At 66.5% G+C, this 20466-nt stretch carries 21 protein-coding genes and 2 pseudogenes; 11 read left to right on the top strand and 12 right to left on the bottom strand.

Annotated elements, in window-relative coordinates:
- Nucleotides 1–230 precede the first annotated feature (230 nt).
- The 5 genes and pseudogenes from VUN84_11870 to VUN84_11890 all read left to right on the top strand — a co-directional run bounded on the left by VUN84_11870 (nucleotide 231) and on the right by VUN84_11890 (nucleotide 3043).
- Nucleotides 231–356: a hypothetical protein gene (locus tag VUN84_11870; protein ID XAS63010.1), complete on the top strand. Its 126-nt coding sequence runs from the start codon at nucleotides 231–233 to the stop codon at nucleotides 354–356.
- A 151-nt stretch (nucleotides 357–507) separates the two neighbouring features.
- Nucleotides 508–993 (top strand): hypothetical protein, encoded by a 486-nt coding sequence (locus VUN84_11875; protein ID XAS63011.1) that lies wholly within the window; start codon nucleotides 508–510, stop codon nucleotides 991–993.
- Nucleotides 994–1126: 133 nt separating this feature from the next.
- Nucleotides 1127–1765, top strand: coding sequence for a DUF305 domain-containing protein (locus tag VUN84_11880; GenBank protein XAS63012.1), 639 nt, complete (start codon nucleotides 1127–1129; stop codon nucleotides 1763–1765).
- Nucleotides 1766–1989: 224 nt separating this feature from the next.
- A complete protein-coding gene (locus tag VUN84_11885) occupies nucleotides 1990–2709 on the top strand; it encodes a sialidase family protein (GenBank protein ID XAS63013.1) in 720 nt (239 codons plus the stop codon).
- A gap of 86 nt (nucleotides 2710–2795) precedes the next feature.
- Nucleotides 2796–3043 (top strand): annotated as a pseudogene (locus VUN84_11890) (spore photoproduct lyase family protein).
- 112 nt (nucleotides 3044–3155) lie between these two features.
- On the opposite strand, the gene VUN84_11895 reads toward VUN84_11890, so the two are convergent.
- A complete protein-coding gene (locus VUN84_11895) occupies nucleotides 3156–3395 on the bottom strand; it encodes a hypothetical protein (protein XAS63014.1) in 240 nt (79 codons plus the stop codon).
- Nucleotides 3396–3443: 48 nt separating this feature from the next.
- Between VUN84_11895 and VUN84_11900 the strand changes: the two genes are divergently transcribed.
- Nucleotides 3444–3866: a phosphotransferase gene (locus tag VUN84_11900; protein ID XAS63015.1), complete on the top strand. Its 423-nt coding sequence runs from the start codon at nucleotides 3444–3446 to the stop codon at nucleotides 3864–3866.
- 297 nt (nucleotides 3867–4163) lie between these two features.
- On the opposite strand, the gene VUN84_11905 is transcribed toward VUN84_11900, so the two are convergent.
- On the bottom strand, nucleotides 4164–4724 hold the full coding sequence (locus tag VUN84_11905) for a DUF2017 domain-containing protein (GenBank protein ID XAS63016.1): 561 nt from the start codon (nucleotides 4722–4724) through the stop codon (nucleotides 4164–4166).
- Nucleotides 4717–5097, bottom strand: coding sequence for an ATP-dependent Clp protease adapter ClpS (clpS, locus tag VUN84_11910; protein XAS63017.1), 381 nt, complete (start codon nucleotides 5095–5097; stop codon nucleotides 4717–4719). The genes VUN84_11905 and clpS overlap by 8 nt, the downstream gene beginning before the upstream one ends.
- A 95-nt stretch (nucleotides 5098–5192) precedes the next feature.
- Between clpS and VUN84_11915 the strand changes: the two genes are divergently transcribed.
- From VUN84_11915 to VUN84_11925, 3 genes are all read left to right on the top strand, one after another.
- Nucleotides 5193–6521 (top strand): nicotinate phosphoribosyltransferase, encoded by a 1329-nt coding sequence (locus VUN84_11915; GenBank protein ID XAS63018.1) that lies wholly within the window; start codon nucleotides 5193–5195, stop codon nucleotides 6519–6521.
- Entirely contained in the window at nucleotides 6521–7198 is a 678-nt protein-coding gene (locus tag VUN84_11920; GenBank protein XAS63019.1) for an isochorismatase family protein, read from the top strand. Before VUN84_11915 ends, VUN84_11920 begins: the two co-directional genes overlap by 1 nt.
- Nucleotides 7199–7273: 75 nt before the next feature.
- On the top strand, nucleotides 7274–7618 hold the full coding sequence (locus tag VUN84_11925) for a hypothetical protein (GenBank protein XAS63020.1): 345 nt from the start codon (nucleotides 7274–7276) through the stop codon (nucleotides 7616–7618).
- Between the two features lie 84 nt (nucleotides 7619–7702).
- On the opposite strand, the gene VUN84_11930 is transcribed toward VUN84_11925, so the two are convergent.
- The 8 genes from VUN84_11930 to VUN84_11965 all read right to left on the bottom strand — a co-directional run bounded on the left by VUN84_11930 (nucleotide 7703) and on the right by VUN84_11965 (nucleotide 17489).
- Nucleotides 7703–9496: a DEAD/DEAH box helicase gene (locus tag VUN84_11930; protein XAS63021.1), complete on the bottom strand. Its 1794-nt coding sequence runs from the start codon at nucleotides 9494–9496 to the stop codon at nucleotides 7703–7705.
- A 200-nt stretch (nucleotides 9497–9696) separates the two neighbouring features.
- Nucleotides 9697–10023 carry a DUF3039 domain-containing protein gene (locus VUN84_11935; protein XAS63022.1) on the bottom strand — a complete coding sequence of 109 codons (327 nt, stop codon included), beginning with the start codon at nucleotides 10021–10023 and terminating at the stop codon, nucleotides 9697–9699.
- A gap of 82 nt (nucleotides 10024–10105) precedes the next feature.
- The gene (nagB, locus tag VUN84_11940) at nucleotides 10106–10888 is read right to left on the bottom strand and encodes a glucosamine-6-phosphate deaminase (GenBank protein XAS63023.1); all 783 of its coding nucleotides are present in this window, start codon (nucleotides 10886–10888) and stop codon (nucleotides 10106–10108) included.
- A 139-nt stretch (nucleotides 10889–11027) separates the two neighbouring features.
- Nucleotides 11028–12599 (bottom strand): transporter, encoded by a 1572-nt coding sequence (locus VUN84_11945; protein ID XAS63024.1) that lies wholly within the window; start codon nucleotides 12597–12599, stop codon nucleotides 11028–11030.
- The gene (locus tag VUN84_11950; GenBank protein ID XAS63025.1) at nucleotides 12581–13387 is read right to left on the bottom strand and encodes an ABC transporter ATP-binding protein; all 807 of its coding nucleotides are present in this window, start codon (nucleotides 13385–13387) and stop codon (nucleotides 12581–12583) included. Before VUN84_11950 ends, VUN84_11945 begins: the two co-directional genes overlap by 19 nt.
- A gap of 83 nt (nucleotides 13388–13470) precedes the next feature.
- Nucleotides 13471–14571, bottom strand: a complete 1101-nt coding sequence (locus VUN84_11955; protein XAS63026.1) for an NADH:flavin oxidoreductase/NADH oxidase — start codon at nucleotides 14569–14571, stop codon at nucleotides 13471–13473.
- Nucleotides 14571–15569: a tetratricopeptide repeat protein gene (locus VUN84_11960; protein ID XAS63027.1), complete on the bottom strand. Its 999-nt coding sequence runs from the start codon at nucleotides 15567–15569 to the stop codon at nucleotides 14571–14573. The genes VUN84_11955 and VUN84_11960 overlap by 1 nt, the downstream gene beginning before the upstream one ends.
- A 165-nt stretch (nucleotides 15570–15734) precedes the next feature.
- On the bottom strand, nucleotides 15735–17489 hold the full coding sequence (locus VUN84_11965) for a hypothetical protein (GenBank protein ID XAS63028.1): 1755 nt from the start codon (nucleotides 17487–17489) through the stop codon (nucleotides 15735–15737).
- 315 nt (nucleotides 17490–17804) lie between these two features.
- On the opposite strand from VUN84_11965, the gene VUN84_11970 reads away from it, so the two are divergent.
- Both VUN84_11970 and VUN84_11975 read left to right on the top strand, forming a co-directional pair.
- Nucleotides 17805–18989, top strand: a complete 1185-nt coding sequence (locus tag VUN84_11970) for an AI-2E family transporter (GenBank protein ID XAS65842.1) — start codon at nucleotides 17805–17807, stop codon at nucleotides 18987–18989.
- A 168-nt stretch (nucleotides 18990–19157) separates the two neighbouring features.
- Nucleotides 19158–19465: pseudogene (locus VUN84_11975) on the top strand (IS1380 family transposase).
- 210 nt (nucleotides 19466–19675) lie between these two features.
- Here the strand turns inward: VUN84_11975 and VUN84_11980 are convergent.
- Complete coding sequence (locus VUN84_11980) at nucleotides 19676–20143, bottom strand: hypothetical protein (protein ID XAS65916.1); 468 nt, start codon at nucleotides 20141–20143, stop codon at nucleotides 19676–19678.
- Between the last annotated feature and the right edge of the window lie 323 nt (nucleotides 20144–20466).

Raw genomic sequence — 20466 nt, forward strand, 5'->3', positions numbered from 1 at the left:
TGCGCGAAAAATTCAAAGCAATCTCCATGCTGTTGATAATGGACTCCTGCGACCGATACTCTTGACGCACATACCCCCCTGGGGTATCTTTGAGGTGTTGTCAGTGAACCGGCATGTCCCGGCCGTTGCGTCCTTCGGCCCTACAGCTGTTCAACCACATCACCTATCGCCTCCCCTGATAAGAAGAATGGAAGATGAGATGTGCGGAGCTGAATCACGTGACCAACGGGGTGACCGCAGCGTCGGTTGATCTCGTGCCGGGCGGCCGGTCCCGCCTGGTTGTCCACGGTACAGCTTCGGCCTCGGCAGTCCACGACGCCGTCGCCTCTGCGGGATACACCCTGGCCGGCGGCTGATCCGGCGCCGCCGCATACGGGCTTTCGGCCCATGGCCGGTGACGGTGCTAGCGGCTCCTCCGCCCTGCCCCGCGGGGCCACACAGGCCGCCAGCGGGTAGCCTTGAAAGCCAGACCGTTAGAAGCAGACCGTGTGGAAAGGAGGAAATGGGATGACCGCAACAAGCCAACGCCGCGTCGCGGCGTTCCTCCACCACGCGGGGCTCCTTGCCGCAGTCCTGGCCGTCATCGGCGGAATTCTCGGCATGCATGTCATGACCGGTAACCACTCCGTGCACGCACCGGCCGCCACGGCGGGCCCGGCAACAGAAACAGCCCAGCCGGGTCACTTCAACTCTGTCAGCGGCCATTCAGGGCACTCTACCCCGGACGGGCTCTCGATGGCCCCCGAAGCCGGCGTCCACGCTCCTTCCCTCGCGGCGGCGCAGTGCCCGGATCCAGCGGGCTGCCCGGAGATGCAGGCCATGGCCCCGGGGTGCATCCCGGCGGCGAATACCGCATCCCTGGCTGCCCCGCTGCCAGGGACCGCGGTCCTCACGGTCGACACTAAGACGGGCCCGTTCCTGGCACGTGCCGCCGGGTGGTCCTATCTTCCCGGGAGCCCTTCGCCCGGTCAGCTCTGCATCAGCAGGACGTAAGAAATGGCCGCCGGATTCATGCCCGGCCGCTTCACGCCTTTCCCCTGAGCGGCCCATCCTCCGCCGTACCGGGACCCCAACCTCTTCGCCGGCGCCCCTGCGCCCACTGATACCTTGAAGGACCTGATTTTCCATGAAGAATACCTTTCTTACCGTTTCCGCCACCGCCCTCGCTTCCGTGCTCGCCCTCACCGGCTGCGCCTCCGGAACCGGCACCTCCGGCAGCACCACCCCGGCCACCAGCTCCGCCAGCAGCATGCCCGGCATGAACCAGGGCCCGGGAATGATGTCCAGCGGTGCCCCGACCGCCTCAGCTGAACACAATGCCGCCGACACCATGTTCGTCCAGGGCATGATCCCGCACCACACCCAGGCCGTGGAAATGAGCGACATGATGCTCGCCAAGAAAGACATTCCGGCCCCCATCACGGCCCTCGCGACAAAAATCAAGGCCGCCCAGGGACCGGAGATCACCACCATGACCGGCTGGCTCAAGGACTGGAACGAAGCGCCCACGATGTCCCCCGGCCATGGCATGGGCGAAGGGATGATGGACGATGATGACCTGAAGAAGCTTGAAACCGCCCAAGGCACCGAAGCCTCCAAACTCTTCCTGACCCAGATGATCGCCCACCACCAGGGCGCGATCATGATGGCCCAAACCGAAACCACGCAAGGCAAAAACCCCGACGCGCTCCGGCTCAGCAAAGACATCGCGACCTCCCAGGAAGCGGAAATCCAGGAAATGCAGCAACTGCTGGACACCCTCTAACCAGCCCCGCCTGCAGGCGCCGGCCCCCTCAAGGGGCCGGCGCCACCGTCCTGCCCCCTCCCCACTTTGGAGTCACCCTGGCCTTCTCCTTCATCCTCCGCCGCCCCGCCGCGACCATAACGGGTGCCGCTGCTGCCCTCGTTCTGGCCCTCTCGGCCTGTAGCCCCGTACCCACCGCACCTCCACCAACCGGCAACGACCTGCCCGACGCCCACATTCACGGGTTGAGCGTCAATGGCGAAACCGGCCAGGTGCTTCTGGCCACGCACAAGGGTCTCTACGACATGTCCGCCAACCCGGCCGTCCGAATCGGTCCCGAGAACGACCTCATGGGATTCGCGTCCGCCAAAGACCCCGGCGTGTTCTTCGCCTCCGGCCACCCGGGCCCCGGATCATCCCTCCCGAACCCGGTCGGTTTGATCAAAAGCAGCGACGGCGGCCGGACCTGGGAACAACTTTCCCGGCAGCACGAATCGGACTTCCACGCCCTCACCACCACCAAATCCGGGATCGTCGCCTTTGACGGAGTGCTGCAGACCAGCCCGGACGGAAAAATCTGGCAGACCGCTACGGCCGGGTTCCAGCCCGCCGCCCTCGCCGGGAACCCCTACACCGACACTGTCCTGGCCACCACGGCCGACGGCGTGCAACGCTCGACCGACGCCGGCCGCACCTGGGTACTGGCCACATCCTCTCCCATAATCCAATTCGCTGCTTTCGCCGACGCACAAGAGGCTTTCGGGGTCGAACCCGGCGGCGCCGTCCACTACTCCCCCGACGGCGGCGCCACCTGGACCCGCCGGGGCCAGGTCAGCGCGGACGTACAGGCAATCGCAGCAACGAAAGGCCCCGACGGCAAAACGGCCCTCTGGGCCGCGAGTTCCACTGCGCTTTGGGTCTCCATTGACGGCGGCGCCACCTTCCATCCAGCCAATGCCTCCTGAGCGGGCCACCACCGCCACCCCTGCCACCTGACCCGCCCGTCGCCGACTAGGAAGCCCGCCGGGCCCTTCCGTGCGACAGTGGCCGGCGGTCCGCGGACTTCATTGCGCCTTCCACCGCCAACGGATGCGCTATGGCGTGCGCGTACTGCTACGTGCCCCCACCAAGTACGTGAACCGGGCGATGCTCGGCTGGGACCATGGCGGGCGGACCAGGATCCGCTTTTCCCTCATGCCTGCGGATTTGGCGAAGTCCATTGACGTCCGGACCTCGCCCGTCGCTGAACGCATGGCTGCCATTACCGACTTCGTCGACGCCGGGTACGAGGTGCATGTGACCCAAGGCGTGCAGCGGAACCACTACAGGCGTCGGCTTGGCCAGCTTGTTGGCACGCAGTAGCGTTCTTCGGGTGAATGAGGAAGCTGAAGAACTTGCCGGCGGAAACGCCTCAGGGACTGTCCTTCGTGTGGGCGGCACGGTCCGCAAACCGTGGCTGGAAAACTCTGCCTCTGTCCAGGAGTACCTGCGAGTCCTCCAAGTAGCTGGGCTCGACGTTCCCAAACCCCTGGGCAAAGATCACGCTGGGCGACATGTCACCGAGTACGTCGAGGGTGTCTCCGCGCTTGACCAGCTGCCCCTGGGACAGCATGACCTCCTCCGGGTCGGCCGCCTGATTCGTCAGATTCACGATGCCAGCGAAGGATTTGAACTCCCGGATACGACCGGATGGAACGTTTTGCTTCCTGCCGAGAATCCGAACCTGATGTGCCACAACGACCTCGCTCCGTGGAACTTCATTATGGGAGAACGGTGGGTGTTTATCGATTGGGACGCTGCGGGCCCGAGTACGCGCCTCTGGGATCTCGCATATGCAGCGCAGTCCTTTGGAATGCTCTTTGAAGGCCAACCGGTTCCAGAGGCAGCTGCCCGGCTCCGCGCTGTTGTCGACGGTTATGGTCCTGACGGGATCCTACGGGACGCCTTGCCCGAGGCCCTGGGAAAGAGGACGGCGGCCATGCACGGGCTGCTGAAGTCCGCGCATGAAACCGGAGTCCAGCCTTGGGCCGACATGTACGTCAACGGACACGGCGCGCACTGGCACAGTGCGGCTGACTATGTCGTACGCAATCAGGACGCCTGGAAACAGGCCCTGACCTAGATTGCGGCTGGCCTGCAGGGACCCGATACACGATCCCTCCACGGGACGCGCCGCAGCCGCTGTCCAGGTTTTCTTCCCCACGTCCACCGCAGTGGCCTCTAGCGGGGTGTAACGGACCCGTCCCGGGCGTGGTGTTCCCGGACGCGAGGCGGCCATCACCTGCTGCGGTTGCCCGCACCGGGACTCCGCCACCCGCGCAGGCGCCTGCACGTAGCCAGAACCCAGCCCGGCCTAGGGAGGCGGACTCGACCCGTGGGCGGATAGATATGCCTACTCGGCAGATTGGAAGCTCAGCCCCTACGCCTCCAGGGACTGCAGCATTGCCTGGACCAGGGATTCCTGCAGCCAGGTGGTGAAGTTATAGACCAGGGCCAGGTAACTGTCGACATCCTCGGCCTGGGACCAGTCCTGCATGAGGTGCACGTGCCCGGCGTCCTCGTCGTCCCGGATGTCGAGGCGTTCGGCCAGCACCAGCCGGACATCGTTAAGCGCCATCGACCAGTGCCGCGCATCGGCGGCGGTCAGGACAAGCTCGTCCTTGTCCAGCCCCAGGGAAGCGGCTTTCAGCGCGCCGATCTTGCTCTCGCGCAGGGACCGCTCGGTGTAGCGGCGGAACTCCAGCGACGCGGCGTCGTCGGTCTTCGAAACGTTCGGCAGCAGCCGCCGCAGGGCCCGGTCCGACGGTTCACGGGCCTCCGCATCGAGTCCCACGAGTGCAGCCAAAGGGTCCTGATTGGCGCGTTCCTCCGGTTCCAGCATGGACACGACGTCGTCGAAGAGACTGCGCAACAGTTCCCGCTCGGGCGGCTCCAGATAACCGGTGATGCCTTTGATGCCGAATTTAAATGCCTTAGCCACGTTTTCCTTTACCCTTGCCTGATCCTCCACCTGATCCGGCGCCGCCGGGGCCGCCGGTGGCTTTTTCCACGGTGGCCCAGAGACCATACCCGTGCATGGCGACCGCGTGCTGCTCCACCTGTTCCTTGCTGCCGTGGGCCACAATGGAGCGGCCCTTCTTATGGACTTCGAGCATGAGCTTGTTGGCCTTCGCCTCGGAATAGCCGAAGTAGCTGCGGAACACGTAGCTCACATAGCTCATCAGGTTCACCGGATCGTTCCAGATCACGAGGTTCCAAGGAATGTCCGGGGCGGTCAGGGCATCGGTCGATGTCACTGTTCCGGTCTGGGTGCTCTCCTGGGTGTCAGGGCCGAGCGCAACGCTGAGGGTCATCTGTCCATTCTATGGGGATGATGGGCCCACGCCGGCGGGGGCCCCGCAGCGAAGCGAAGCGAGACGCGGGAGCCGGTGGGGACTAGAGTGAATTTGTGAGTTCATCAGCTGGGCGGGACCGTCCCCGCACGTCCCTGTACACCGACCATTACGAGCTGACCATGCTGCAGGCCGCGTTGCATTCCGGCGCCGCCCACCGCAAGTCAGTGTTTGAGGCCTTTGCCCGGCGCCTGCCGGACGGGCGCCGCTACGGCATTGTGGGAGGCACAGGCCGGCTGCTGGAAGGCATCGCGGACTTCCGCTTCGGCGACGAGGACATCGATTTCCTTCGCCGCACCAACGTGGTCAATGAGGAGACGCTGCAGTACCTGGCCGGTTTCTCCTTCTCCGGCGACATCTGGGGCTACGCGGAGGGCGAGGCGTACTTCCCCAACTCCCCCATCCTGATCGTCGAATCCACGTTCGCCGAGGCCTGCATCCTGGAGACGTACATTCTCTCGATCCTTAACCATGACAGCGCCATCGCCTCGGCCGCATCACGCATGATCACCGCGGCCGGCAGCCGCCCCTGCGTGGAGATGGGCTCGCGCCGCACACAGGAGGAATCCGCGGTCTCGGCCGCCCGGGCAGCCATCATCGCCGGATTCGACAGCACCTCCAACCTGCAGGCAGGCCTGCGCTACGGGCTCAAAACCGTCGGCACAGCCGCGCATTCCTTCACCCTGTTGCACGACACCGAGCGCGAGGCTTTCCAGGCCCAGATCGCCTCAATGGGTGCCGGCACGGCACTGCTGGTGGACACGTACGACGTCGAGTCGGCGGTGCGCACCGCCGTCGACCTGGCCGGCGACAAGCTCGGCGCCGTGCGCCTGGACTCCGGCGATCTCGTGGCGCAGGCGCAATGGGTCCGCCAGCTCCTGGACGACCTCGGCAACGAACGGACCCGCATCATCGTCACCTCGGACCTGGACGAATTCGCCATCGCCGCCCTGCAGTCCGCTCCCGTGGATTCCTACGGCGTCGGCACCTCGCTGGTGACCGGCTCCGGCGCTCCGACGGCCAGCATGGTCTACAAGCTGGTCAGCCGCACCGACGACGCCGGCGACTTCGTTCCGGTGGCCAAGGCCGCCAAGAACAAAACCAGCAAGGGAGGGCGCAAGTACGCCCTGCGCAAGCTCAACGAGCGCGGCACCGCCACTCAGGAGATCGTCGGCATCGGGCACCGCCCGGACGACGACGGCAACGACCGGCCCCTCCTGCAACAGTTCATCAAGAACGGCGAACTGCTTCCCGGCTGGACCGGACCCGAAGGCGTGGTCCGTGCACGGCAGCGCCACGCCGAATCCATGAGGGAACTCCCCTCCGTCGTCAACCGGCTGCAGCGCGGCGAAGCGGCCATCCCCACCATTTACGAGGAGAACTGATGTCCCGCGCCTTGATCATCGTTGACGTCCAGAACGACTTCTGCGAAGGAGGCACCCTGGCCGTCACCGGCGGGGCGGAGCTGGCCGGCGCCATCAGCGAGTACGTCGACGCCCACCATGGAGAGTTTGACCATGTGGTGGCCACCCAGGACTGGCATATTGATCCGGGCGCGCATTTCTCGGACGACCCCGACTACGTCGACAGCTGGCCGAAGCACTGCGTCGCCGGAACACGCGGGGCCGAGCTTCACCCGGACCTCGACACGGAATACATTCAGGCCTACTTCCGCAAAGGCCAGTTCACCGCCGCCTACTCCGGTTTTGAGGGGCTGCTGGCACCGGACGACGCCGTCCCCACCGGGGAACGGAAGCCCGGAGCCATGCCGGCATCCCCGGGTTCTTCCGATTCCACCGGCGGCATGGGCGGCGGCCTCGCGGCCGGCGACTTTGCCGGGGGCGAGGACGCGATCGGACTTGACGACTGGCTCCAGAGCCACGACGTCGAGGACGTCGTGGTGGTCGGGATCGCCACCGACCACTGCGTGAAGGCAACAGCGCTGGACGGGGTCCAGGCGGGGTACTCCGTCACCGTGGTGCGGGACCTCACCGTGGGTATTGCCGACGATCTTGACGATGCTGTTGCTGAGATGGAACTCGGCGGGGTCGATGTCATTTGAGCCGGAAAACGCCGCCCGCGAAGTAGACTCGAAATCCTTGCCAATCGCCTGACCCGCAAAACCCCGGAGTACATCATGAAGAAGACCCTTACTGTCCTGATCGCTGCCGGAGCTCTGCTCGGCGCCGCCGGCTGCTCTGCCCCGCTGGACACCACCCAGGAATCCTGCGCGCGGGTCCAGACGGTCGGCGCGGGGCCGACGTCGAACTCCGACAAGGCGGGCATGATCCGCCTCGCCAACCGCATCCGGCCGATTGAGGCCTCAGCGTCCGAGGAGATGAGAGCTCCGCTGCAGTCGATCCTCGAGTACCTGGACGAAGCCGCGAAGGAAAACCCGGACTCCGCGAAGCTTGAGCAGCTGCAGGGTTCCTACACCGCTGCCGGGCAGACCCTCAGCGGGCTCTGCAGCACCGGACAGTAACTTCCCGGCACCGCGAGCAGTCAAAGGAGAGGACCGGGAATTCCCGGTCCTCTTCTTTTTGCCTACCGTTCACGCCGGAGACTGTTACTTCCGTCCGATGAACCAGTCCTGGAGCTTCCGCAACCTGGTCTGCAGCTGCTCCTCGTTGGCCTGCGCCACGGCAGGGCCGCCGCAGACCGTCCTGAGCTTGGTATGGATGACGCCGTGCGGGGTGCCGGTGCGGGCGGACCATGCTGCGACGTTCTTGGCCAGTTCGGTGCGCAGGTCCATCAGCATGCGGTGGTCCGGCACGGCCGGGACCGCGTCGGCGGCACGCAAGGCATCAGCCTGCGGGCCACGCGAGTTCTTGCGGTTGAGCTGCTCGTGCTGGCGTTGGCGCAGCAGTGTGCCCACCTGTTCGGCGTCGAGCAGGCCGGGAATTCCAAGGAAGTCCAGCTCATCCTCCGAGCCCACCTCGCCGCCGGTACCGAACTCGCCGCCGTCGAACAGCACGCGGTCGAAGGAGGCCTGCGAGTCCAGGGCCTCGAATTTGCCCTTGGTTAGGGAATCGGAGGCCTTCTCCTCGCGGTTCGCCTCGTCCATCAGCGAGTCTTCCGGGTTGAAGAGGCCGTCACCGTCTTCTTTCTCCGGGCGGTCCAGTGCGTGGTCACGCTCGGCTTCCATGGAGTTCGCGAGCGCCATGAGCTGCGGCACGGACGGCAGGAACACCGACGCCGTTTCGCCGCGTTTCCGGGCGCGGACGAAACGCCCGACAGCCTGTGCGAAGAACAGCGGTGTGGCCGTCGAGGTCGCGTACACGCCGACAGAGAGCCGAGGAACGTCGACACCTTCGGAGACCATCCGCACGGCCACCATCCAGCGCTTCTCGCTCGCGGTGAACTCCTCAATCTTGCTGGAGGCCTTGGCGTCGTCCGAGAGAATGACCGTGGGCGATTCGCCGGTGATCCGCTTCAGCTGCCCGGCGTAGGCGCGGGCGTCCTCGTGGTCGGTGGCGATGACCAGGCCGCCGGCGTCGGGAACGGTCCGGCGCACCTCGCTGAGGCGCTTGTCCGCCCCGGCGAGCACCGCAGGGATCCATTCCCCGGCGGGGTTCAAGGCGGTCCGCCAGGCCTGGGAAGTGATGTCCTTGGTGACGGCTGATTCCCCGAGGGAGGCCGCCATCTCTTCGCCGCCGCTGGTGCGCCAGCGCATTTGCCCGGAGTAGGCCATGAACATGACAGGCCGGACCACATGGTCCCGGAGCGCCTTGCCGTAACCGTACGTGTAGTCCGCCTTGGACCGCCGGATACCGTCGCGGTCTTCTGCGTACTCAACAAATGGAATCGGCGAGGTGTCGGAACGGAACGGCGTACCTGTCAGGGAGAGGCGGCGGGCGGCGGGCTCGAAAGCTTCACGGAGGCCGTCGCCCCAGGACAACGCCTCGCCGCCGTGGTGGATTTCGTCCAGGATCACCAGCGTGCGTGCCGCCTCGGTTTTGGCCCGGTGCAGCATGGGCTTGCTGGCCACCTGCGCGTACGTGACCGCGACGCCGATGAACCCGCGGCCATGCTGGCCGTCGGCGTTCTTGAAGTTCGGGTCAATGGCGATGCCCACCCTGGCTGCGGCGTCGGCCCACTGCCGCTTCAGGTGGTCCGTGGGTGCCACGATGGTGACCCGGTTGACGATGTTGGCCTCGATCAGCATGGACGCGACCCGCAGCGCGAAGGTGGTCTTGCCGGCTCCGGGGGTGGCGACGGCAAGGAAATCCTTGGGGTGGGAGCTGAAGTAGCTGTCGAGGGCCTCCTGCTGCCAGGCCCGAAGCTTCTGTGCGGTGCCCCAGGCTGCCCGTTCGGGATACGCGGGGGGCAGTACAGGACCGCCAAAGAGCGTCTCGGTCATTTGGGGCCCCCCAGTGTGCGCACTGCAGCCGCTGCCGGAGAAACCCAATTAAACACAAAAACACCAATCTTCGTCGGATGAACCGTCAGCCATCACCGGCGCCATCGTGGGCCGGGCATCGTGCGCCTGAACGGCAGGACTGCCTGCCGGCGGCGCGCTTGGGGAGCGGCGCGCCGCTGGCGCCGTGTCCCAGGAATGGACTACTTGTCCCCGGACCCTTTGCCGTCGCTGCCGTCCGGGCGGAGGCCGTCATAGACCTCTTTACATTCCGGGCAGACGGGAAATTTCTTCGGGTCGCGGCCCGGTGTCCAGACCTTGCCGCACAGGGCGATGACCGGTTCGCCGGACAGGGCGGATTCCATGATCTTTTCCTTGCGCACATAGTGCGAGAAGCGTTCCCGGTCGCCGGGCTCAACTTCCTGGCGCAGTTCCTCGCGCTCGATCGTGGCCGTCGACGTCCCGGCTCCGGAGAGCTCGCGCATCGGGTCGTTTTCGAGGGGTTCGGTCATGGCGTTCATGAGTTCCATCTTAGCCGCTGGCGGGAGCGGTATGGCGACGGCGTGGCGCCCGGACGGCGGCTGCAGCCTGCCTTACCGGCCGGAACGGACGTTACAGGTCCTGCCATGGCGGCTTGTTCTCATAGCTGTGGCGGTAGTAGTCGGCGAGCCGCAGGGACGACGCCGCCGCCTCGTCCGCCAGGATCGTGGCATGCGGATGCAGTTGCAGCACAGACGCGGGGCAGATCGCGGCAACGGGTCCCTCCACCAGGTCGCGGACCGCTTGGGCCTTCTGCGCTCCGGTGGCGAGAAGGATCACATGCCGGGCTTCGAGGATGGTTCCGAGGCCCTGGGTGAGAACATGGTGGGGAACGTTGGAAAGGCTGCCGAAGAACCGCGCATTGTCCCGGCGCGTCTGCTCCAGCAGGGTCTTGATCCGGGTCCGCGAGGCCAGGGAAGAACCGGGCTCGTTGAACGCGATGTGCCCGTCAGTGCCAACGCCCAGCAATTGCAGGTCGACTCCCCCGGCCCTGTGCAGGGTTTCCTCGTAGTCCCGGCAGGCGGCAGGGATGTCTGCTGCCGAGCCGTCGGGGCCGGTAACGTTCGACGGGTCGATGTTTACCCGCTCGGTGAATTCCCGCTTGATGACCTCCCGGCAGGACTCGGGATGGCCCGGCGGCAGACCCACGTACTCATCCAGGGCGAAGGCACGCACCCCGCTGAAGTCCAGCTTGTCCCGTTCATACCGCAGCGCCAGTTCGTCGTACACCGGCAGCGGCGAGGAACCGGTGGCCAGACCCAGGACGGCGCCGGGTTTGCGTATCACCAGGGCCTGCACCGCATCCGCCGCGAGGGCGGCAATTGGCCTGCTGCCGGAGAGAATGACGACTTCCATGGCGTGCCCTTACGGTTATTTTGCGGTGCCTGCGGCTGCCCTTGCGGGTCCCGGCAGTGGGGCTAACGGTTGTTGCCTCCGACGTGCCCTTGGCGGGGGCTTAGTGGCAGGGTATCGCAGTCCCGGCTGCGGCGCGCCGTCAACGGTTGACGGCCAGCTGGGCCAGCAGCTCCGGCCCCCGCGCGTCGAGCCATTTGCCACCCAGCCGGATCCCGACGACGAACAACGCCAGCCCCAGGGCCGGGCCCAGGACCAGGTTGATCCAGCCGTAGGTTGCACTGCCGGTGACGGCTTGTGCCACCAACAGCGCCGATTCGGGGAGCGTGAGCAGCAGGAGCACTCCCATGCCGCCAAACTGCACCGCCATGGTCTGCGCGACGTTGCCGGGCGGCTTCTTGAAGGGGCTGTCCCCGGGAAGCGGCACCGCCACGGTGTAACGCGCCGAGACCACGGAGGACAGTCCAATACCGCTGAACAGGACCCCGAGGGAGAGTCCGAGCACTCCGGGCAGGAGCGCCCAGTCCGCGCCGACGAGGTAGGGCAGGACGTTGAGCGCCAGCACCACCGGCAGGGCGATGAGCAGGCATGCCACGGCACGGCCGAGCCGGTCGTAAACCCCCCTCACTCCCGTCGAAAGGTGCAGTGCGAAGGCCGTGCTGTCGTAGGAGACGTCGGCTGAGATCGACCAGGCAAGCAGGAACGCGGTCAGCGGGCCGACGAGAAGGAGCATGCCGTAGGACCCGGTCTGGCTGGCCTGGAACAGCATCAGCACCGGCAGCAGCGGCACGATCACCAGGGAGCCCGCGTACCGGGGGTCCCGAAGCCAGTAGCTCAGGGACCGGGCCGCGACCGCGCCCGTCGGCGTCGCCGGGAACAACCCGAAAAAGCCCAGTCCGCCGGCCCGTTTCCTGGCCGTTCCGGCGTACGGCGGCGTGACCAGGGCCCGTTGGAGCAATAGCTTCCAGCTCAGCACCAGCCCGGCGAGAGTTGCGGCGGCGATCAGGAACTTCACCGCGGCGGCGCCGTAACTTCCCGTGGCGAGGTCACCGCCGAGCGCCCAGGCGGCCCCGGCCGGTGTCCAGGACAACGTCCTGGCAAGTCCGGGAAGGAAGTCCCCCGAGTTCGCGATGCCCTCGGAGATGCCTGCCAGGATGGGGCCCAGCAAAACCAGCGGAATCAGGAAGACAATTGCGCTGGCATCTTTGAACCGGCGGGAACCCGCCAGCCCGGCGGTGGCAGTGGTGGCCACCTTGGACAACACGATGCAGGACAGCACCCCAAGGACCGCTCCAAGAAGTGCACCTGCCGCGCCGGGAAAGTTCCGGGACCAGGTCCCCACAGTGCCCAACGCGACCAGCAGGGTGGCTGTGCCTGGAATTCCGATGAGCCCGCCAAGCGCCAGCCCGGTGAGCAGCGCCGGCATGGGTATGGCGAAGGTGGTGAACCGCGCAGGGTCCAGGGTTGCATCAGCGGCGGAAGCCGCGATCGGGACGACGGCCCACCCCAGCAGTGCCGCAGCTCCGCCGAGGACCACCACGGTCTGCGCCAGACCGGCGTCCGCCCCGCGGAGGACCAGCAGTCCCCAGATCCCGAGGGCTACCAGGCCCAGCGCATAGAGTGCACCGATGACAAGGCCGAACAGTTGCCAGGGGCTGCGCCGGACGCCATTGCGCAGCAGTGTCAGCTTGAGCTTCAGAAGGTGCGCAACCATTCCAGCCCCCCTGAATGGTTGCGCCCGCCCACCAGCTGGACGAAGCGGTCCTCGAGGGATTCGCCCGCGCGGACAGCGTCCACAGTCCCGGCCGCAAGGACGCGCCCGGCGGCCACGACGGCGACGTGGTCGCACATCCGCTGGACCAGGTCCATGACGTGGCTGGAGACGATGACGGTGCCCCCGGACGCCACGTACCGGTCCAGAATGTCGCGGATGTTGGCAGCGGAGACCGGATCCACCGACTCGAACGGCTCGTCGAGGACCAGCAGCCGGGGCGCGTGGATCAGCGCGGAGGCGAGGGCTATCTTCTTGGTCATGCCGGCGGAGTAGTCCACCACAAGAGTTCCGGCGTCAGGGCTGAGGTCCAGGGCGGCCAGCAGCTCCTTGACCCGCTCGGCAACAACGTCCCGGGCCATTCCGCGCAACAGCCCGGCGTAGCTCACCAATTGCTCGCCGGTCAGCCGGTCAAAGAGCCGGACACCGTCGGGCAGGATGCCCATCAGCTTCTTCGCCTCCAGCGGGTGCTGCCAGACGTCAACTCCGTGCACCAGCGCCGTGCCGAAATCGGGCCGCAGCAGTCCGGTGGCCATCGACAGGGTGGTGGTCTTGCCGGCCCCGTTCGGCCCGACGATCCCGTAGAAGGAACCGGCGGGCACGTCCAGGTTGATGCCGTCAACGGCGATCTTGGTGCCGAAGCGCTTGGCCAGCCCGCGAAGTGACAGTGCCGGCACCAGCGGACCCGGCTGATGGCCAGGGGTGTGCGGATGCGGTTGCTGAAAAGTCATGTCGATAGACTAACCGCCCGAGCCCCCTCAGCGGATCGTCCGGAAGGCGTATCCTCGTCCGCACCGGCAGATGCTCGGGACCGTCAAAATGAGTGCCGGGGAACTGCCCGTTCGTACTGCGGGGGCCAGGGAAGCTCGTGGCCGAGTTCGAACGCGGCCCGCAGCCACCAATGCGGATCGCGCAGGGCAGCCCGGGCGATGAAGACGCCGTCGGCCTGGCCGGTCGCGACGGCGTGCTCGGCCTGGCCGGCGGAGGTCAGAAGCCCCACGGTCCCGGTCCGGACCCCTGTTTCCCGCCGGATCCGGGCCGCGAAGCCGGTCTGGTAGCCGGGTCCTACCGGAATCTGCTGGTACTCCACGGCGCCGCCGCTGGAGACGTCCACAAGGTCGACGCCGTGTTCAGCGGCCGTCCTGGCCAGCCGAACCGACGCTTCGACGTCGATGCCGCCCTCGGCCCAATCGGACGCGGAGATCCGCAACAGCAAGGGCATGGAGTCGGGAATAACGTTGCGCACGGCATCAATCACGGCGAGGGTGAGCCGGTTCCGGCCGGCCTCGTCACCGCCCCACCGGTCCGTGCGGTCGTTGACGAGCGGGCTTTGGAACTGGTGCAGGAGGTAGCCGTGGGCGCCATGGAGTTCGATCGTGTCGAAACCGGCCGAAACGGCCCGGACGGCCGCCGCGGCGAAGTCGGCAATCACTCCGTCGATCTCCTGTTCGGTCATTGCCGAGGGGGCCTCGTAGCCGTCAAAGGCTCCGGTTCCGGGTCCGACGGTGGGCCAGCCGCCGTCGTCGGCCGGGACGGTGCCCTTCTGTCCGGAGAACGGCCAATAGGAGGATGCTTTCCGGCCGGCGTGCGCCAGCTGGGTGCCGATTTTCGCGTCCGCGGCTCCATGCCGGTGCACGAACGCGGTGATCCGTTCCCACGCTTCCGCCTGACTGTCGTTGTACAGCCCGGCGTCCCGGGGGCTGATCCGCCCGGCGGCGTTCACCGCTGCAGCTTCGGTGAGGATCAGGGCTGCTCCGCCGGTCGCGAAGGAGCCCAGGTGCATCAGATGCCAGTCGGTGGGAACGCCTTCGCCGGTGCCCGGATCGCAGCTGTACTGGCACATGGGAGACACCCAGCCGCGGTGCTGCAGGTGCAGGGAACGCAGTTCCAGCGGCGTGAAAAGGGCCGAGCCCACTAGAACAGCACCCGTGCGAGGTTCTGCCGTGCTTTTGCGACGCGGTCATCGCCGGTGCCGACGACGTCGAACAGTTCCAGCAGCCGTACCCGTGCCGTTTCCCGTTCCGGACCGAAATTCCTGCCGATGAACGCGACGATCCGCCCCAGGCCGTCCTCGACGTGGCCGCCGGCGACGTCGACGTCGGCCACGGCGAGCTGGGCTTCCAGGTTGTCCGGCTCGGTGGCGGCCTTCTGGCGCAGAGCCTCGGTGTCCGTTGCCGAGAGCGGCTGGAGCCGGCCCATCAGCTCCACCTGGGCAAGGCCGGCCTTGGCGTCGGCGTCGGCCGGCATCTCCAGGAGGGCCTGGCGGTAGGCGTCCGCGGCTGCGGCGTAGTCACCCTCCTCTATCGCATCGAACGCTTTCTGGTGCAGGGGCGGGAGCGGCGGAACCTCAGGCTCGGTGTCGCCTGGTCCGCCCGCACCGATCCGTCCGGTGACGCCGTTGGCGGAGGCAACCTTGAGCAGTTCATCGAGCAGAGTGCGGACCTGCGGCTCCTCGGCACCGCCTTGGAAGAGCGGAACCGGCTGGCCCTTGACGAGGGCAACGGCGGTGGGCACGGCCTGGACCTGGAACGCCTGGGCGAGTTGGGGGAACGCCTCGACGTCCGCGGCACCGAGAACCAGTTGCCCCGAGTAGCTGTCCACAATCCGTTCGAGGACGTCCACCAGGTCCGCGGATCCCGGGGAATAGGCGGCCCACAGGGCCACAACCACCGGCACCTGGGCCGACAGCTCCACGAGTTCCTGGAAGTTTGCCTCGGTGATGTCCACCCGGAGCGGCCGGCCGGATCGCTCCGTTCCGCCGTCTCCACCGGCCGGCGCGCCCGGCACCTCGGGCGCACCCGTTCCGGACGGCGGTGCAGGGCGCTGTTTCAGTGAGGAGAGGTCGACGGCGCCCCGCAGGTTCAGCGGGTTGGCAGCAGCTGGCGGGACGGGACGGGAAGCTGGCGAAGTCATGGTTCCACTCTAGCCACAACGCCCCGGGCTAATGCCACTCGACCCGGGGCCATTTGATCCGGCCCCGGGCCAGGGGGTCCACAACGGAAGGACCCGGCCTGGGCGGCCGGGTCCTTTCGGGTCGTGCAGTTTAGGTTCGTGCAATTGAGGTTCGTGCAGTCGCCGTTACTTGAAGTTGGCTCCCACGAGCCCCCGGGTGGCGGCCACCAGTTTCATCGGGTCCTGGGACCCGGCCGGAGGGATGTAGACGGCTACGGACTCGGCAAAGTTCAGGACCATGCCGGTACTGGTCTCCTTGCCGCCGGCGAGGGCCGCGGCGTCGTCACCGATCGTCAGCTTGTCACCGGCGGCCTTGGGGGTGCCGTCGAACCCGAAGTCGAGGCGGCCCAGGGCCAAGGCCCCGCCGTCGGCGGTCTTGAACACCACGAGGCTGTCCGGCCCGATCGTGTGGGAGAAGGAGAACGTGCCGTTGACCCCTGAGTTCACCACGTCCGTCTGGTAGGCCAGAGTGTCCGCAATGTACGGGGAGGATGCACCCTCGGCGAGCTTGTCCTTGAACGCGGAATCGGCTGATTTCAGCCGGTCGCCCAGCCCTGCGAGCGCTTCCTCGCCGCTGTACAACAGGCCGGTTTTATCCGAGGGTGCCAGCGTCCCGGTGCCGCCGCGGGTGATCTCCGGGAAGGTGGTGCCCGGCTGCAGCGGCGTGGCCAGGACCAGATTGTAGTTCTCCCGCGGGGCGGTCTGGGTCAGGGTAAGCAGCTGGGGAACGACGTTGCCCTCGCCCTGCGTGACCGCCAAAACCGTGCGCGGCCAGGAGCGGTTGTCGGGGATAACGGTGGTGAGAAGCTTGGTGGCGCGGACCGGCATCCGGGCCTCGTAAGAGCCCACCTGGGAGCGGATCCTATAGTTTTGCGTGCGGACATTGATCTCGGTCCCCGCCACGCGGGACGCCAGCTTGCCGGCGTCCTTGGCGGCGTCGCCGGCATCCACGGCACTCGCGACTTGTTCGAGGATGCGGCGGACCTGCGCATCGATCAGGACCGGGGAAGCGGGGGCCTGCCCGGCGGCTGCGGAAGAAGCGCTCGGCGACGGCGTCGGCGTTTGGCTGGCCTGCGCGGCAACACCGCTGCCGGCGAGCGCGGTGGCCGTCAGTACCGCGGCAACCGCCCCGGTGCGACGGCGGCGCTTGGCTGCGGGGACCGGAGCAGCAGCGAGCTGCTCGGTGGTGTTTTTCGGCTCATCCCCTGCGGTGCCGGCCGCAGGAGCCGTTCCCGGGGCCGCGGCGGCTTTCCCGCCCGTCCCGGTGCGTTTGCCGGACTTGGGCTTGAGCGCAAGGAGCACCGCACCGGCCAGGATCAGCAGGCCGCCAAGAACCATCAACGGAATGGCCCACGGAGTGGACGTGTCGTTCGGGAAGGTCATGCTGATGGAACTGGGGGCGGGCTTGGTCCCGTCTGCTGCCAGCAGCAAGGACCAGTCACCGTCCGCCGGCGGGGTCCAGTTGTACTTCAGCTCGCCACTGGCGTCTTCCGTACTCACCCACAGATCCGAGCCGGCCGGCGAGGGCGCCGTGGCGTCGCCGTCGGTATGCGTCAACTGCAGCGCCTTGCTGTCCTCGGAGACACCCGAGACAGTGTTGTGCGCAGTGTTCCCCACCCACGCTTGAACATCGTCCGGCCGTCCGGCCGCGAGCATAAAGCTGCCCTCACCCTTGACGTTGATGGTCACCGTGCCGTCGTGGAGCGTGCGGAGTTTCCCGTCAAACACGGTCAGCGGCGCATCGGTACCGGCGGGTGCACTGGCGGTGACGGTCTCCGGCGGAGCCCAAAAGGTCTTCTGGCCAATGCCGGCCAGCAGTGTCAGGAGGCCCAGCAGCAGTACTGCAACTGCAGTCTTGAAACGCAAAATATTACCTATCATCAGCGGACACTTAGCTTCAATAGTAACCAGTTTGTTACCACAGAGTCAGATCGGTCCGGTTGTCAATTCCTTCGGCGGCACCTTTCCCGGTTGTCCGGGCGCGCAGCAACAAGCCTGCTGATAGTGTTTGCGAAGATCATCACACGGGGGCCGCTACCGCGTCCCCCGCCGGTTTTAACAGCAAAAAGGGCATTTAGCGCAGTGACTGGACACACGGATTCGTCCCCCTCAGGACCGGAAGAAGCACCGCAATCCGGCAGCACGGTGGGAAGTCCGGACGAGCAGGTCTCGCCGCGGCGGGCCGCCCTGGCCGGGATGCTGAACACCATGGCCCAGCGGTTGCGCCAGCCCCTTCCGGGCGCCCAGCCCCGGCTTCGCTTCGAATTCCCGCCGGAGCATGAGGAGGACGAGACGGCACCGGAGACCAACGCGGACACCCGCTTCGGCCGCCCCGGCCCGCGGATGTCCTCCCAGCACCCCTTCTACGTCGGGTTCATGGGCACCGTGGGTGTGGGCGTCGCGCTGCTTGTTTACTGGATCGGTTCCAACACCACGCAGTTGCTGCTCTGGATCGTCGCTGCGCTTTTCATCGCCCTGGGCCTGGATCCCGTGGTGCGCTGGCTTGAAGGGAAAAGGGTGCCGAGGGCCGCCGGCATCGTGCTCGCCGTCGCCACGCTGGGCCTGGCCATCGCCGGTTTCTTTGCCACCCTGATCCCCACGATCGTTCAGCAGGTGACCCAGATCGTCCAGGAAGCGCCTCATTGGATCACGGACTTCGTCAACTCAAACTTCTTCCGCAGCATCGACAACCAGTACGGGGTGCGCGAGCGCGTGACCCAGGAACTGACAAAGTTCGTCAATAACCCGGAGACCATGGGCGGAATCTTCGGCGGAGTGGTGGGCTTCGGGTCCACAGTGGCGAACGGCCTGTTCGGCGCACTCATTGTGCTGGTGCTGAGCCTGTACTTCCTCGCCGCGCTGCCGGCCATGAAGAAGTGGGGCTACCGCCTCGCACCGCGGTCCCGCCGGGGCAGGGTCGAGGCCTTGTCGGAGGAAATCACCGGGTCGGTGGGCAACTACGTGATCGGCCAGGCTGTCGTGGCCCTGGTCAACGCCATCTTCGCGTTCATCGTGATGTCGATCGTCGGCGTCCCGTTCGCCGTGCTGCTCGCCTTCGTCGTGGCCCTGCTGGCCTTCATTCCGCTGGTCGGCGGCATGATTGCCGGGGTCATCGTGACGCTGATCGCCCTCACAGCAGGATGGCAGACCGCCGCGGTGTACGCCATTTGCTACTTCGCCTACCTGCAGTTCGAGGCCTACTTCATCTCTCCGCGCATCATGCAGAAGGCCGTCGCCGTGCCCGGCGCCGTTGCCGTCATCTCGGTGATTGCCGGCGGCAGCCTGCTCGGTGTGCTGGGCGCACTGATCGCCATCCCCACCGCCGCAGCAATCATGCTCCTGATCAAGGAGATCTTCATCGTCCGCCAGGACCGGCACTAGGAATCCGACAGGTTCTCCACGACGTCTCCGCGACGAAAAGGGCCGGCCCGCCGCGTGGATCCACGCAGCGGGCCGGCCATTTTTCTTTGCTCTCTCCGGGCGTGCCGGCTTAGCCTCGATCCACGGATGATGGTCGGGGCACCGACAGACCGTCTCGGCGAAACCAGGTTCACCGCGTTCAGCTCCCGCAAAAAAAGGGTGAGCAGATCACCGGCGGGCTGGTTGTGCGCCGCATCCCGGAACTGAACCCGAAGACCGCCGGCGGGCAGGAAACCCTCTTCCAGACGCACCGGCACCACGCGTTCTTCACCACAGTGGACGCCAAACTCCTGAACACCGTCGCGGCGGACAAGACCCACCGCAAACACGCACAGATCGAGCAGGTGAATGCCGATCTGAAGGACAGCGCGCAGGCGCACCTGCCCTCGGGTGTTTTCGCAGCGAACCCGGCCTGGCTGGCCACCGCGGTCATGGCCCTGGCAAACTCCCAGGCAGGCCTTGTTCGACTACCTCTGCCCGCCGCAGCAACCCGCCTGAACCCGGTCAACCCAGCCGCACAGCACAACCAGAACCACCCGTGGAACACACAAAGCCAGCGGGGCCCCGCACCCCGGCATGCCCTCTGCCCGCACAACAGCCCGACACCGGATTCAGCCCATCAGCCCAGCCGGACCGGTGAATCACGCCTAGTCGCAGCCGCCTCCGCCGTCGCCTCCACCGCCGTCGCATCCGCTGTCCCCGCATCCGCTGTCCCCGCCCGAGCTGGATCCGCCGTCGCCGTGGTATCCGCCGGGCCCGGTGTTCGCGGTGCGGGGGGCCAGTACGCCGAACAGCAACACACTCGTGGCATTCGGGTCTCCTCCCGATGCCGCGAACGCTGACCGACGGCTGCGGCCCAGGAGCCAGATGATTCCGAGGAATAGGGCAAAGGACAGCCCCATACCACCGCCCATTGCGGCCATGGTCCCCGAACCTGATTCATCGGTGTTGAAGGCATTAATCAACTTCCCGCCGAAAAAGAAGCCGACGGGGACGGCAAAGATCAGCCTGCGCATCAGCGCCCACCGGAGGCTCGAGACGGGAACTGGAAGTTTTTTGAACCGGCGGTTGCGCGTGCCCTTGCCACTGCGCACCGCAATCTTTGGCTTTGTCATGACCCCCACCTTACGGCCGGCGGTCCGGGACGCGGCCGCGGCATTCGGCATCAGTGGTTTTCCAAGAACGCCGGCCGGGTGGCCGGCAGCGGCATGGGGATTCTGGAAACAGCCAGTAAACTCGCACGAACCGGCTTGTTTCCCTAGTGGAAATTCTTGTTTTTCCACAACGGAAAGTTGTGGTTGCGGGCATGGCAAGCGAAGGCGGCACGCGCCCATCGGCAGCAGAAGCCCAGGAAGCACTGCGGCCGGTGTCAGAGTCCCAGCAGAACCATAGGCCGTTTTATTGGATCCCCCCGTTGGCTCTATCCGGCGCGGGGCTT

The organism is Micrococcaceae bacterium Sec5.8, from assembly GCA_039636775.1.
Classification (GTDB): domain Bacteria; phylum Actinomycetota; class Actinomycetes; order Actinomycetales; family Micrococcaceae; genus Arthrobacter.

Excerpts from the sequence above, each read along its gene's own strand:
- VUN84_11875 (XAS63011.1), top strand. The coding sequence starts at position 508 with ATGACCGCAACAAGCCAACGCCGCGTCGCGGCGTTCCTCCACCACGCG.
- VUN84_11880 (XAS63012.1), top strand. The coding sequence starts at position 1,127 with ATGAAGAATACCTTTCTTACCGTTTCCGCCACCGCCCTCGCTTCCGTG.
- clpS (XAS63017.1), bottom strand. The coding sequence starts at position 5,097 with ATGACCCTCAGCGTTGCGCTCGGCCCTGACACCCAGGAGAGCACCCAG.
- VUN84_11920 (XAS63019.1), top strand. The coding sequence starts at position 6,521 with ATGTCCCGCGCCTTGATCATCGTTGACGTCCAGAACGACTTCTGCGAA.
- VUN84_11925 (XAS63020.1), top strand. The coding sequence starts at position 7,274 with ATGAAGAAGACCCTTACTGTCCTGATCGCTGCCGGAGCTCTGCTCGGC.
- VUN84_11930 (XAS63021.1), bottom strand. The coding sequence starts at position 9,496 with ATGACCGAGACGCTCTTTGGCGGTCCTGTACTGCCCCCCGCGTATCCC.
- VUN84_11935 (XAS63022.1), bottom strand. The coding sequence starts at position 10,023 with ATGGAACTCATGAACGCCATGACCGAACCCCTCGAAAACGACCCGATG.
- nagB (XAS63023.1), bottom strand. The coding sequence starts at position 10,888 with ATGGAAGTCGTCATTCTCTCCGGCAGCAGGCCAATTGCCGCCCTCGCG.
- VUN84_11945 (XAS63024.1), bottom strand. The coding sequence starts at position 12,599 with ATGGTTGCGCACCTTCTGAAGCTCAAGCTGACACTGCTGCGCAATGGC.
- VUN84_11950 (XAS63025.1), bottom strand. The coding sequence starts at position 13,387 with ATGACTTTTCAGCAACCGCATCCGCACACCCCTGGCCATCAGCCGGGT.
- VUN84_11960 (XAS63027.1), bottom strand. The coding sequence starts at position 15,569 with ATGACTTCGCCAGCTTCCCGTCCCGTCCCGCCAGCTGCTGCCAACCCG.
- VUN84_11965 (XAS63028.1), bottom strand. The coding sequence starts at position 17,489 with ATGATAGGTAATATTTTGCGTTTCAAGACTGCAGTTGCAGTACTGCTG.
- VUN84_11970 (XAS65842.1), top strand. The coding sequence starts at position 17,805 with ATGCTGAACACCATGGCCCAGCGGTTGCGCCAGCCCCTTCCGGGCGCC.
- VUN84_11980 (XAS65916.1), bottom strand. The coding sequence starts at position 20,143 with ATGACAAAGCCAAAGATTGCGGTGCGCAGTGGCAAGGGCACGCGCAAC.